This window comes from Lutibacter maritimus (assembly GCF_900116115.1).
GTDB classification, from domain to species: Bacteria; Bacteroidota; Bacteroidia; order Flavobacteriales; family Flavobacteriaceae; genus Lutibacter; species Lutibacter maritimus.
The window spans coordinates 333962-345747 of record NZ_FOZP01000005.1 but is presented as its reverse complement, the minus strand read 5'-3'; the positions used below and the strand labels follow the sequence as shown (position 1 = coordinate 345747).

Annotated in this window: 25 protein-coding genes; all 25 read right to left on the bottom strand. The window is 31.5% G+C overall.

Annotated elements, in window-relative coordinates; translation table 11 throughout:
- Positions 1–542, bottom strand: a 542-nt coding sequence (locus BM335_RS10380) for a hypothetical protein (protein WP_143102413.1), incomplete at its 3' end; no start/stop codon positions are given.
- A 94-nt stretch (positions 543–636) separates the two neighbouring features.
- On the bottom strand, positions 637–1116 hold the full coding sequence (gene rplQ / locus BM335_RS10375) for a 50S ribosomal protein L17 (RefSeq protein WP_090226690.1): 480 nt from the start codon (positions 1114–1116) through the stop codon (positions 637–639).
- A 34-nt stretch (positions 1117–1150) separates the two neighbouring features.
- Complete coding sequence (locus BM335_RS10370) at positions 1151–2143, bottom strand: DNA-directed RNA polymerase subunit alpha (protein WP_090226686.1); 993 nt, start codon at positions 2141–2143, stop codon at positions 1151–1153.
- A 22-nt stretch (positions 2144–2165) separates the two neighbouring features.
- Positions 2166–2771 carry a 30S ribosomal protein S4 gene (gene rpsD, locus BM335_RS10365; RefSeq protein WP_090226683.1) on the bottom strand — a complete coding sequence of 202 codons (606 nt, stop codon included), beginning with the start codon at positions 2769–2771 and terminating at the stop codon, positions 2166–2168.
- Positions 2772–2855: 84 nt separating this feature from the next.
- Complete coding sequence (gene rpsK / locus BM335_RS10360) at positions 2856–3239, bottom strand: 30S ribosomal protein S11 (protein ID WP_090226675.1); 384 nt, start codon at positions 3237–3239, stop codon at positions 2856–2858.
- An 11-nt stretch (positions 3240–3250) separates the two neighbouring features.
- Positions 3251–3625, bottom strand: a complete 375-nt coding sequence (rpsM, locus tag BM335_RS10355) for a 30S ribosomal protein S13 (protein WP_090226671.1) — start codon at positions 3623–3625, stop codon at positions 3251–3253.
- Positions 3626–3627: 2 nt separating this feature from the next.
- Complete coding sequence (ykgO, locus tag BM335_RS10350; protein ID WP_073370549.1) at positions 3628–3744, bottom strand: type B 50S ribosomal protein L36; 117 nt, start codon at positions 3742–3744, stop codon at positions 3628–3630.
- Between the two features lie 10 nt (positions 3745–3754).
- Positions 3755–3970 carry a translation initiation factor IF-1 gene (gene infA, locus BM335_RS10345; RefSeq protein ID WP_068206835.1) on the bottom strand — a complete coding sequence of 72 codons (216 nt, stop codon included), beginning with the start codon at positions 3968–3970 and terminating at the stop codon, positions 3755–3757.
- The gene (gene secY, locus BM335_RS10340) at positions 3970–5304 is read right to left on the bottom strand and encodes a preprotein translocase subunit SecY (RefSeq protein ID WP_090226667.1); all 1335 of its coding nucleotides are present in this window, start codon (positions 5302–5304) and stop codon (positions 3970–3972) included. The genes infA and secY overlap by 1 nt, the downstream gene beginning before the upstream one ends.
- A 12-nt stretch (positions 5305–5316) precedes the next feature.
- Positions 5317–5769, bottom strand: a complete 453-nt coding sequence (rplO, locus tag BM335_RS10335; protein ID WP_090226663.1) for a 50S ribosomal protein L15 — start codon at positions 5767–5769, stop codon at positions 5317–5319.
- A gap of 12 nt (positions 5770–5781) precedes the next feature.
- Entirely contained in the window at positions 5782–5964 is a 183-nt protein-coding gene (gene rpmD, locus BM335_RS10330) for a 50S ribosomal protein L30 (RefSeq protein WP_090226659.1), read from the bottom strand.
- 13 nt (positions 5965–5977) lie between these two features.
- Positions 5978–6502, bottom strand: a complete 525-nt coding sequence (rpsE, locus tag BM335_RS10325) for a 30S ribosomal protein S5 (protein ID WP_090226656.1) — start codon at positions 6500–6502, stop codon at positions 5978–5980.
- Between the two features lie 6 nt (positions 6503–6508).
- A complete protein-coding gene (gene rplR, locus BM335_RS10320; RefSeq protein WP_090226652.1) occupies positions 6509–6862 on the bottom strand; it encodes a 50S ribosomal protein L18 in 354 nt (117 codons plus the stop codon).
- A gap of 14 nt (positions 6863–6876) precedes the next feature.
- Positions 6877–7422: a 50S ribosomal protein L6 gene (gene rplF / locus BM335_RS10315; RefSeq protein WP_090226644.1), complete on the bottom strand. Its 546-nt coding sequence runs from the start codon at positions 7420–7422 to the stop codon at positions 6877–6879.
- Between the two features lie 17 nt (positions 7423–7439).
- Positions 7440–7838 carry a 30S ribosomal protein S8 gene (gene rpsH / locus BM335_RS10310; protein ID WP_090226641.1) on the bottom strand — a complete coding sequence of 133 codons (399 nt, stop codon included), beginning with the start codon at positions 7836–7838 and terminating at the stop codon, positions 7440–7442.
- A 62-nt stretch (positions 7839–7900) separates the two neighbouring features.
- Positions 7901–8170, bottom strand: coding sequence for a 30S ribosomal protein S14 (gene rpsN, locus BM335_RS10305; RefSeq protein WP_090226638.1), 270 nt, complete (start codon positions 8168–8170; stop codon positions 7901–7903).
- A gap of 3 nt (positions 8171–8173) precedes the next feature.
- The gene (rplE, locus tag BM335_RS10300) at positions 8174–8725 is read right to left on the bottom strand and encodes a 50S ribosomal protein L5 (protein ID WP_090226634.1); all 552 of its coding nucleotides are present in this window, start codon (positions 8723–8725) and stop codon (positions 8174–8176) included.
- 2 nt (positions 8726–8727) lie between these two features.
- Positions 8728–9036, bottom strand: coding sequence for a 50S ribosomal protein L24 (gene rplX, locus BM335_RS10295; protein WP_090226629.1), 309 nt, complete (start codon positions 9034–9036; stop codon positions 8728–8730).
- A 9-nt stretch (positions 9037–9045) separates the two neighbouring features.
- Positions 9046–9414: a 50S ribosomal protein L14 gene (rplN, locus tag BM335_RS10290; protein ID WP_090226625.1), complete on the bottom strand. Its 369-nt coding sequence runs from the start codon at positions 9412–9414 to the stop codon at positions 9046–9048.
- Between the two features lies 1 nt (position 9415).
- The gene (rpsQ, locus tag BM335_RS10285; RefSeq protein WP_090226622.1) at positions 9416–9673 is read right to left on the bottom strand and encodes a 30S ribosomal protein S17; all 258 of its coding nucleotides are present in this window, start codon (positions 9671–9673) and stop codon (positions 9416–9418) included.
- A 19-nt stretch (positions 9674–9692) separates the two neighbouring features.
- Positions 9693–9884, bottom strand: coding sequence for a 50S ribosomal protein L29 (gene rpmC, locus BM335_RS10280; RefSeq protein WP_090226618.1), 192 nt, complete (start codon positions 9882–9884; stop codon positions 9693–9695).
- Between the two features lie 15 nt (positions 9885–9899).
- Positions 9900–10328, bottom strand: coding sequence for a 50S ribosomal protein L16 (gene rplP, locus BM335_RS10275; RefSeq protein ID WP_090226614.1), 429 nt, complete (start codon positions 10326–10328; stop codon positions 9900–9902).
- A 22-nt stretch (positions 10329–10350) separates the two neighbouring features.
- A complete protein-coding gene (rpsC, locus tag BM335_RS10270; RefSeq protein WP_090226611.1) occupies positions 10351–11073 on the bottom strand; it encodes a 30S ribosomal protein S3 in 723 nt (240 codons plus the stop codon).
- A gap of 12 nt (positions 11074–11085) precedes the next feature.
- Entirely contained in the window at positions 11086–11490 is a 405-nt protein-coding gene (gene rplV / locus BM335_RS10265) for a 50S ribosomal protein L22 (protein ID WP_090226607.1), read from the bottom strand.
- Between the two features lie 9 nt (positions 11491–11499).
- The gene (rpsS, locus tag BM335_RS10260; protein WP_090226602.1) at positions 11500–11781 is read right to left on the bottom strand and encodes a 30S ribosomal protein S19; all 282 of its coding nucleotides are present in this window, start codon (positions 11779–11781) and stop codon (positions 11500–11502) included.
- Between the last annotated feature and the right edge of the window lie 5 nt (positions 11782–11786).

The following is an 11786-nucleotide window of genomic DNA, read 5'->3' as shown; positions in this document are numbered from 1 at the left end:
TTTAAAATATCTTTCTTTTTTAAATTTATTTCTGTTAGTGTATTATTTAAATACATATAATATTTATGCATTAATTTCTTTTCACCGGGTTTTAAAACTTTGTTGGAAATTACATGAACTTCGGGTTTAATTTCTTTAATATAATATTCTTTTAAAAATCCATTTTCTGGGTTGCTACTATCTAAACTTTGATAATATTTGTTATTTATATTTATAAAAGTTTTTCCTAAAATAAAAACTTTATCTAAGTTATAGAATACGAATACAGAATCAGTAGAAATTTGGGAAACAAATTTGCCTCTTAATGCATCAAAGTTTATGTTTTTTATCAAAACTTCTTCATTTTTAAATAAAACAGTTGCATTATTTTCCCAATTTTCATACAAATAAAAACTCCCACTCATTTCAGAATTATTATTAATATAAGCACTGACAGTTGCTCCGGCATCTTTTCCGGACAAAGTATTGTAATTTATAAATGTTTGAGCTTGTAAAAAATAAGCAGTTGATATTGAAAACAGGAATACAAATATCTTTTTCATAAGTTTTTTTTTAATTATTTATTATAAAGGTAAAAAAAAGGATAAATTATTAATAATTTATCCTTTTTATTTTATAATTGATGATTAATTAACATTAATTATCACTCTTAGTTTCTTCAGTTGTATCTGCGGCATCAACAACAGTGTCTTCAGCCTTTTTAGACTTTCCTCTACGCGTTGTTTTCTTTTTCTTTTTACTATTTGGATTGTATGTTGTGTTGTAATCAACTAGTTCAACCATAGCCATTGGAGCGTTATCTCCTTGACGATTTCCTAATTTAATGATACGAACATATCCTCCTGGTCTATCCGCAACCTTAACTGATACTTCTTTAAATAATTCAGTAATTGCATATTTGTTACGTAAATAACTAAATACAATTCTACGATTATGCGTAGTATCATCTTTTGATTTTGTGATTAAAGGCTCAACAAACTGACGTAATGCTTTTGCTTTAGCAACAGTTGTGTTAATTCTTTTATGCTCAATTAAAGAACAAGCCATATTAGCAAGCATAGCTTTTCTATGTGCGGTTTGTCTTCCTAAGTGATTAAATTTCTTTCCGTGTCTCATCTTATCTTATCGTAATTAAAACTTTCGTTTTAAATTAATCTTTATCTAATTTATATTTGCTTAAATCCATCCCAAAATTCAAACCTTTATTATGAACTAATTCATCAAGTTCAGTTAAAGATTTTTTACCGAAATTACGGAACTTCATTAAATCGTTTTTATTAAATGATACTAAATCTCCTAATGTATCAACTTCAGCAGCTTTTAAACAATTTAGTGCTCTTACAGATAAATCCATATCCACTAACTTTGTTTTTAACAACTGACGCATATGTAAAGACTCTTCATCATAAGTTTCAGTTTGAGCAATTTCATCAGCTTCTAAAGTTATACGCTCATCTGAGAATAACATAAAATGATGAATTAAAATTTTTGCAGCCTCGGTTAAAGCATCTTTAGGTGCAATTGACCCGTCTGTAGTAATGTCAAAAACCAATTTTTCGTAATCTGTTTTTTGTTCTACACGGAAGTTTTCAACAGCGTATTTTACATTTTTAATAGGTGTAAAAATAGAATCTGTAAAAATTGTTCCTAAAGCTACTCCTGATTTTTTGTTTTCTTCAGCTGGTACAAATCCTCTTCCTTTTTCAATTGTAATTTCAAAATCTAAAGTAACAGATTTTTCCATATTACAAATTACTAAATCGTGATTTAATACTTGAAAACCAGAAATATATTTTTGTAAGTCTCCGGCAGTTAACTGACTTTGATTTGAAATAGAAACATTTACAGTTTCTCTATCAGTATCATCAATTTGCTTTTTGAAACGTACTTGCTTTAAATTTAAGATAATTTCAGTTACATCTTCAACAACACCTTTAATTGTTGAAAATTCGTGTTCAATACCTTCAATACGAAGTGATGTTATTGCAAAACCTTCTAAAGAAGATAATAACACTCTTCTTAAAGCATTACCAACCGTTAAACCAAATCCAGGTTCTAAAGGTCTGAACTCAAATCTACCACTAAAATCGGTAGAATCGATCATAATTACTTTATCGGGCTTTTGAAAATTTAAAATTGCCATAATAGAATTGGTATCTTTAAAATTATTTAGAGTATAACTCTACGATTAATTGTTCCTTGATATTTTCAGGAATTTGAATTCTTTCAGGTACACTTACAAAGTTACCTTGTTTTGTATCTGAATTCCAAGTAAGCCATTCATATACATCATTTCTATTAGCTAAAGAATCTTCAATAGCAACTAATGATTTAGATTTTTCTCTAACAGCAACTACATCACCAGCATTTAAAGTATATGAAGGAATACTAACTAATTCTCCATTAACTGTTATATGTCTATGAGATACTAACTGACGTGCTGCACTTCTACTAGGAGCAATTCCTAATCTGTATACAACATTATCCAATCTAGATTCACATAATTGTAATAAAATCTCACCTGTAACACCTGACGATGCCGATGCTTTTTTAAATATGTTTCTAAATTGTTTTTCTAAAATACCATAGGTATATTTAGCTTTTTGCTTTTCTTCTAACTGAATTGCGTATTCAGATTTTTTACCTCTACGCTTGTTAGCTCCGTGTTGTCCTGGAGGATAATTTCTTTTTTCAAAAGCTTTATCATCTCCAAAAATTGCTTCACCAAATTTACGAGCAATTTTAGTTTTTGGTCCTGTATATCTTGCCATTTTTATTTGTTAATTGATAGGGATTATGAATTAAGGCTAATCCTTCGATAATCATATAATCCTATCGGTTAAAATTTATTATAATTATACTCTTCTTCTTTTTGGAGGTCTACAACCATTGTGTGGTAATGGAGTAACGTCAATAATTTCAGAAACTTCAATTCCTAAATTATGAATAGATCTGATTGCAGATTCTCTTCCGTTACCTGGTCCTTTAACATACACTTTTACTTTTCTCATACCTGCTTCATGTGCAACTTTTGCACAATCTTCTGCAGCTAATTGAGCAGCATAAGGAGTATTCTTTTTAGAACCTCTAAATCCCATTTTTCCAGCTGATGACCAAGAAATTACATCACCTTTTTTATTAGTAAGTGAAATAATAATATTGTTAAATGAAGCTGTAATGTGAGCTTCACCTACTGCCTCTACAATAACTTTACGTTTTTTTGAAGTTGTTTTCGCCATAATATTAGTTATTATTTAGTTGCCTTTTTCTTATTAGCTACAGTTTTACGCTTACCTTTTCTAGTTCTAGAATTATTTTTTGTTCTTTGACCACGTAAAGGTAATCCAGATCTATGACGGATTCCTCTATAACAACCAATATCCATTAAACGCTTAATGTTTAATTGAATTTCAGAACGTAATTCACCTTCAATATTGTAAGTTCCTACTTGTTCTCTAATGTTATGAATTTCATCATCAGTCCAATCTTGAACTTTTGTATCTTCACTAACTTTTGCAATTGCTAAAATTTCTTTAGCTCTGCTTTTTCCAATTCCAAAAATATACGTTAAGGCAATAACACCTCTTTTGTTTTTTGGAATATCAATACCTGCTATTCTTGCCATAATTATCCTTGTCTTTGTTTAAATCTAGGATTTTTTTTGTTGATTACATATAATCTGCCTTTTCTACGCACAATCTTGCACTCGGCACTTCTCTTTTTTACTGATGCTCTAACTTTCATCGTTTTATCTTTAGTATCTGTAAGTAATTCTTGCTTTTGTTAAATCATATGGACTCATTTCCAGTTTAACTTTATCACCAGGTAATAATTTAATGTAATGCATACGCATTTTACCTGATATATGAGCCGTTACTATATGTCCATTTTCCAACTCTACTCGAAACATAGCATTAGACAAAGCTTCTGTAATAGTTCCGTCCTGTTGTATTGCTGGTTGTTTTGCCATTATGAAATTGATTTTCTTTTAGTACCCTTTTTCATTAAACCATCATAATGACGATTTAATAAGTGAGAATTAATTTGTTGAATAGTATCTATTGCAACACCAACCATAATCAATAATGATGTTCCTCCATAAAATAATGCCCATCCTTGTGTCAATCCAAAATTTATAACAATAGAAGGCAAAATTGCAACCAAAGCTAAAAATAACGAACCTGGGAATGTTATAAGAGATAAAATTCTATCTAACATTTCAGCTGTATCTTTTCCTGGTCTAATTCCTGGAATAAATCCACCGCTACGCTTTAAATCATCAGCCATCTTATTTGTAGGTATTGTAATTGCGGTGTAAAAATAACTAAAAATTATAATTAAAAATGCAAATAATAAATTATACCATAAACCAAACATATTGGAAAATTCAATACCAATTGATTTAATAAACTCATTATCAGATCTAGCTAATAAAGCTGGTGCAAACATAATTGCTTGAGCAAATATTATTGGCATAACTCCTGATGAATTTAATTTCAAAGGTAAATAATCTCTTGACCCCGATACACTTTTGATATTTCCTGCAACGGTTTTTCTAGCATACTGTACAGCAATTCGTCTTACTGCAGTAACTAAATAAACACAAATTAAGATTACTACGAACCATATGATTACTTCAATAAGTATCATAATTAACCCACCATTTGATGCGGAAATTTTAGATACTGCTTCTTGAATAAACGCTCCAGGAAAACGAGCTATAATACCAATCATAATTAATAACGAAATACCGTTACCAATTCCTTTATCAGTAATTTTTTCACCCAACCACATTGCAAAGATGGTTCCAGCTGTTAAAATTACCATAGATGATAACCAAAACATACTACCACTAATGTAGAAAGCAGATGATGGAATTAATTGATAAATATTAGTAATATAAGCCGGTCCTTGAACCATTGTGATTGCAATAGTTAACCAACGTGTAATTTGATTGATTTTCTTTCTTCCACTTTCTCCATCTTTTTGTAGTTTCTGTAAATAAGGAACCGCAATTCCCATTAATTGTACCACAATAGATGCAGAAATATAAGGCATAATACCCAATGCTACAACTGAAGCTCTTGCAAAAGCTCCACCAGTAAACATATCTAATAAGCCTAAAATTCCACCTCCACTAGTTTGATTTTGTAATGCAGCTTGAGCAGCAGTAATATCAATTCCCGGTAATGGTATTTGAGCAGCAAAACGATAAATAGCCATAAATCCAAGTGTCAATAAAATCTTATTTCTAAGTTCTTCTATTGTCCAAATGTCTTTAATGGTTTGTATAAATTTTTTCATCTTACTTAAATATTATAATGTTTCTGCTGTACCGCCTAATTTTTCAATAGCTGCTTTAGCAGTAGCTGTAAATTTATGAACTTTAACATCTAATTTTGCTTTTAGCTCTCCATTACCTAATATTTTTACTAGGTCATTTTTTCCTGCTAATCTATTTTCAATTAAAACATCTAAAGTTACAGTATCTGTAATAATATTATTATCTATTAATTCTTGCAATTTATGCAAGTTAACACCAACATATTCTTTACGATTAATATTTTTAAAACCAAATTTAGGCACACGTCTTTGTAAAGGCATTTGACCTCCTTCGAAACCAACTTTTTTAGAATATCCAGAACGAGATTTTGCTCCTTTATGTCCTCTAGTAGCTGTCCCACCTTTACCAGATCCTTCTCCTCTACCAATACGTTTTCCTTGATTTTTAACTGATCCTTCTGCAGGTTGTAAGTTATTTAATGTCATTTCTTAAATATGTTATTTAACTTCTTCAACAGAAATTAAGTGTTTAACTTTATTTACCATTCCAAGGATTGATGGAGTAGCTTCATGTTCCACTACTTGATCCATTTTATGTAAACCTAGTGCCTCTAAAGTTCTTTTTTGATCTTGTGGACGTCTAATTTTACTTCTTACTTGTGTTACTCTTATTTTTGCCATCTTTCTCCTTGTTTTATCCTTTAAATAATTTTTCTAAAGAAATTCCTCTCTCTTGAGCAATCATACTTGCACTACGCAATTGTAATAATGCATCAAAAGTTGCTTTTACCACATTGTGAGGATTTGAAGATCCTTGAGATTTAGAAAGTACATCATGTACACCAACAGATTCTAGTACCGCACGAACTGCACCACCTGCAATTACCCCAGTACCGTGTGAAGCTGGTTTTAAAAATACTTTCGCTCCACCAAATTTACCTTTTTGTTCATGAGGCAACGTTTGGTTAATAATAGGAACTCTTACTAAATTTTTCTTTGCGTCTTCAATTGCTTTTGCAATAGCTGAAGCAACATCTTTAGATTTACCTAATCCATGTCCTACAACACCATTTCCATCCCCAACTACAACAATAGCTGAAAATCCAAATGCTCTACCACCTTTTGTTACTTTAGTAACTCTTTGTACACCAACTAAGTGATCTTGTAGTTCTAACCCACTAGGTTTTACTCTTTCTACGTTATTGTATTTCTGATACATAATTTACTAAAATTTTAAACCTGCTTCTCTTGCAGCGTCTGCTAGAGCTTTCACTCTTCCGTGATACAAAAATCCATTTCTATCGAATGCTACGTTTGATACTCCAACTTTCATAGCTTTTTCGGCAATACTTTTACCTACTAACTTTGCTACATCAGTTTTAGTTCCTTTAGCATCGATTTCTTTATCTCTTGATGATACAGATACAATGGTTGTACCTAAATTATCATCAACTAACTGAGCATAAATTTCTTTATTACTTCTAAACACAGATAATCTTGGTTGATCAGCAGTACCAAATACTACTTTTCTAATTCTATGTTTAATTCTAATTCTTCTTTCAAGCTTTGATAATGCCATAATACTCTTAATTATTATGCAGATTTACCTGCTTTTCTTCTTAATATTTCCCCAACAAATTTAACACCTTTTCCTTTGTATGGTTCTGGTGCACGGAAAGAACGAATCTTAGCTGCAACTGCTCCAACAAGTTGTTTGTCAAAAGAAGTTAATTTAATAATTGGATTTTTTCCTTTTTCTGAAACGGTTTCAACTTTAACTTCAGGTGCTAATTCTAAAATTATATTGTGTGAAAATCCTAAAGCTAAATCAAGTACTTGACCTTGATTACTTGCTCTATAACCTACACCCACAAGTTCTAATTGTTTAGTCCATCCTGTTGAAACTCCCGTAATCATATTGTTTAATAAAGCTCTGTATAAACCATGTTTTGCTTTATGGTCTTTACTATCTGATGGACGTTCTAAAACTACGTTTCCATCTTCAACTTTAACAGTAATATCTCCTGCTATTTCCTGAGTTAACTCTCCCAATTTACCTTTTACAGTTATTACATTTTCTTTAATATCAAATGTAACATCATTTGGTAAAGTAATTGGATTATTTCCTATTCTTGACATCTTTGTTTAGTTCTTTATTAATATACGTAACATAAAACTTCTCCACCAACATGCTCTTGGGTAGCTTTTTTACCAGTCATTACACCTCTTGATGTAGAAACTATAGCTATACCTAAACCGTTTAATACACGAGGCATTTCAGTTGCCCCAACATATTTCCTTAAACCAGGTGTACTTACTCTTTGTAATTTTTTAATTACTGAAGATTTAGTAGCCTTATCATACTTTAAAGCTATTTTAATTGTTCCTTGAACGTTATTGTCCTCAAACTTGTAGCTTAAAATATAACCTTGATCGAATAAAATCTTAGTTATTTCTTTTTTAATTTTAGAAGCTGGAATTTCAACAATTCTGTGCCCTGCCATAATAGCATTTCTAACTCTAGTTAGATAATCTGCGATTGGATCTGTAATCATTTATTTCAATTTTGCGGTTTTGGTTTTCAATTGTTTATTGAACCTAAAACCAATTTATAATTTTACCAGCTTGCTTTTCTAACTCCTGGTATTAAACCTTGGTTAGCCATTTCACGGAATGTTACACGCGAAATACCAAATTGTCTCATATACCCTTTTGGTCTTCCTGTTAATTTACATCTGTTGTGTAAACGCACTGGAGAAGCATTTTTAGGTAGTTTTTGTAATGCTTCATAATCACCAGCTTCTTTTAAAGCTTTGCGTTTTTCAGCATACTTGTCAACTAATTTTTTTCTCTTAACCTCACGGGCTTTCATTGATTCTTTAGCCATTCCTTAATTATTTTTAAATGGTAAACCTAATTCCGTTAATAATGATTTTGCCTCTTTATCAGTATTTGCAGATGTTACAAAAGTGATATCCATACCGCTAATTTTGTTTACTTTATCAATATCAATTTCTGGGAAAATGATTTGTTCAGTAATACCTAAATTATAGTTTCCTCTTCCGTCAAAACCATTTGCTTTAATTCCACCGAAATCTCTTACACGAGGTAAGGAAGCTGTTACCAATCTATCTAAAAATTCATACATTTTATCACCTCTTAATGTTACTTTGGCACCAATTGGCATTCCTTTACGTAATTTAAAAGTTGCAACGTCTTTTTTAGATATTGTTGATAATGCTTTTTGACCAGTAATTTTAGTCAATTCTTCTACAGCGTAATCAATTAATTTCTTATCAGCTACTGCAGCGCCAACTCCTTTACTAACTACAATTTTTTGTAATTTAGGAACTTGCATTACGTTTTTGTAACTGAACTCTTCAGTTAGAGCACTTATTACTCTACTGTTATACTCTTCTTTAAGTCTTGGTATATAAGCCATAACTAAATTGCTTTATCAGATTTTTTAGAAAACCTAACTTTCTTATCACCTTCTGTTCTAAATCCAACTTTAACTGCATTACCGCTTTCGATAAGCATTAGATTAGAAATATGAATAGAAGCTTCTTTTTTCACAATTCCACCTTGAGGGTTTTGTGCACTAGGTTTTGTATGTTTTGATATCAAATTGACACCTTCTACAATTGCTCTGTTTTTACTAGAAAAAATAGTAACTACTTTTCCTTCTTCACCTTTATGGTCACCTGCCATTACTCTAACAGTATCTCCTGATTTTATCTTTAACTTCATAATTTATAAGTTTTAAAGCACTTCAGGTGCTAATGATACAATCTTCATAAATTGTTTTTCACGAAGTTCTCTTGCAACAGGTCCGAATACACGGGTACCTTTCATTTGCTCAGAAGCATCTAACAATACACACGCATTGTCATCAAAACGAATATAAGATCCGTCTTTTCTTCTAATTTCTTTTTTCGTTCTAACAACTACCGCTTTTGCAACTTGGCCTTTTTTAATAGATCCATTTGGAGTAGCATCTTTTACAGCTACAACAATTTTATCTCCAATTGACGCATAACGTTTTTTGGTTCCTCCTAAAACGCGGATAACTAAAACTTCTTTAGCTCCAGTATTATCTGCTACTCGTAATCTTGATTCTGTCTGTAACATATTATTTTGCTCTTTCTAGGATTTCTACTAATCTCCAACGTTTAGATTTACTCATTGGACGTGTTTCCATTATTCTAACAGTATCTCCAATATTGCAATCATTTTTCTCATCGTGTGCAACATACTTTTTAGTATTTAACACGAATTTACCGTACATAGGGTGCTTCACTTTTTTAACTTCAGAAACAACAATAGATTTCTCCATTTTATTGCTTGAAACTACACCTATTCTCTCTTTTCTAAGATTTCTTTTTTCCATCTTTTACTTCTGAATACAATTATTGTAATTCTCTTTTAGTTAATTCTGTTGCAACACGTGCTACAGATTTTCTAAGGGCTCTTAATTGCATTGGTGTTTCCAATGGCGAAATTGTGTGAGCCATTTTTAGATCTGTATAACTTTTCTTTAAACTTCCAAGTTTCTCTTGTAACTCTTCCGTTGATAATCCTTTAATTTCTGATTGTTTCATTTCTTTAATCGGTTATTAAGCGTTATCAAAATCTCTAGCTACAATAAACTTAGTTTTAACAGGCAATTTTTGTGCTGCTAAACGTAAAGCTTCTTTTGCTATTTCCATAGACACTCCACCTACTTCAAACATGATTCTTCCTGGTTTCACTACGGCTACAAAATATTCAGGAGCACCTTTACCTTTTCCCATACGAACTTCTAATGGCTTTTTAGTAATAGGCTTGTCTGGAAATATTTTAATCCATAATTGACCTTCTCTTTTCATATAACGCGTTGCCGCAATACGAGCTGCTTCTATTTGACGAGACGTAAGTAAGTCTTGTTCCAAAGCTTTGATACCAAACATTCCATTAGAAAGTTGGTGCCCTCTTTGTGAATCTCCTGACATCTGCCCTTTCCCTTTCTGTACTTTACGATATTTAACTCTCTTTGGCTGTAACATTTTACCTTGTAAATTTTAAATATTATTTTCTTCTGCGAGCTTGTGACTTTTTAGAGTTTCCTCTACCTTCTCCTTTACCTTCTTTTTTAGAAAGTCCAACCAAAGGTGATAATTCTCTTTTTCCATAAACTTCGCCTTTCATAATCCATACTTTTACACCTAAACGGCCGTAAGTAGTATGTGCTTCAGCAAGGGCATAATCAATATCGGCTCTAAAAGTAGAAAGAGGAATTCTTCCTTCTTTATAGTGTTCAGAACGTGCCATTTCAGCACCATTTAAACGACCTGAAATTTGAACTTTAATACCTTCTGCATTCATACGCATTGTTGCTGCAATTGCCATTTTAATAGCTCTTCTGTATGAGATTCTATTCTCAATTTGACGAGCAATACTTGCTGCAACTAAACGAGCATCTAGTTCTGGACGTTTAATTTCAAATATGTTTATTTGAACTTCTTTACCGGTAATCTTTTTAAGCTCTTCTTTTAACTTGTCTACCTCTTGTCCACCTTTCCCAATAATAATACCAGGTCTAGCAGTAGTGATAGTAACGGTTACAAGTTTAAGTGTACGCTCAATAATTACAGTTGAAACACTTGCTTTAGATAATCTAGCATGAACATACCTTCTTATCTTATCATCTTCAGCAATTTTATCTCCGTAGTTTCTTCCTCCATACCAGTTAGAATCCCATCCTCTGATAATTCCTAAACGATTTCCTATTGGATTTGTTTTTTGTCCCATTTCTACTTATAATTAATTGCTAACGTTTTTACTTCCTAAGACTAAAGTCACATGATTAGAACGTTTTCTAATTCTGTGTGCACGACCTTGAGGTGCTGGTCTTAATCTCTTTAACATTCCTGCGCTATCTACAAAAATTTCTTTTACAAATAATCCTGCATCTTCAATGTTTGAACCTTCATTTTTTGCTTGCCAATTTGCAATAGCACTCAATAATAATTTCTCAAGATTTATTGACGATTCTTTAACATTAAATTTTAAAATTTGTAAAGCTTTTTCAACCTCTACTCCTCTTACTAAATCTGCAACTAAACGCATTTTTCTTGGTGATGTAGGACAACCCGTAAGCTTAGCAAAAGCTACTTGCTTTTTCTCCTCTTTTATCTGTTGTGCTCTTATTTTTTTTCGAACTCCCATGATTACCTACTATTTTTTTCCTTTATTTTTTTTATCAGCACCATGTCCTCTATAAGAACGTGTTGGTGAAAACTCTCCTAACTTATGCCCTACCATGTTTTCAGTAACATATACTGGAACAAACTGACGTCCGTTATGAACAGCTATTGTTTGTCCAACAAAATCTGGTGTAATCATTGAAGATCTTGACCAAGTTTTGATAACTGATTTATTTCCTGATTCTACTTTCTCTTGAACTTTCTTTTCTAGTTGAAGAGCAACGTAAGGTCCTTTTTTTAATGAACGTGCCATATATC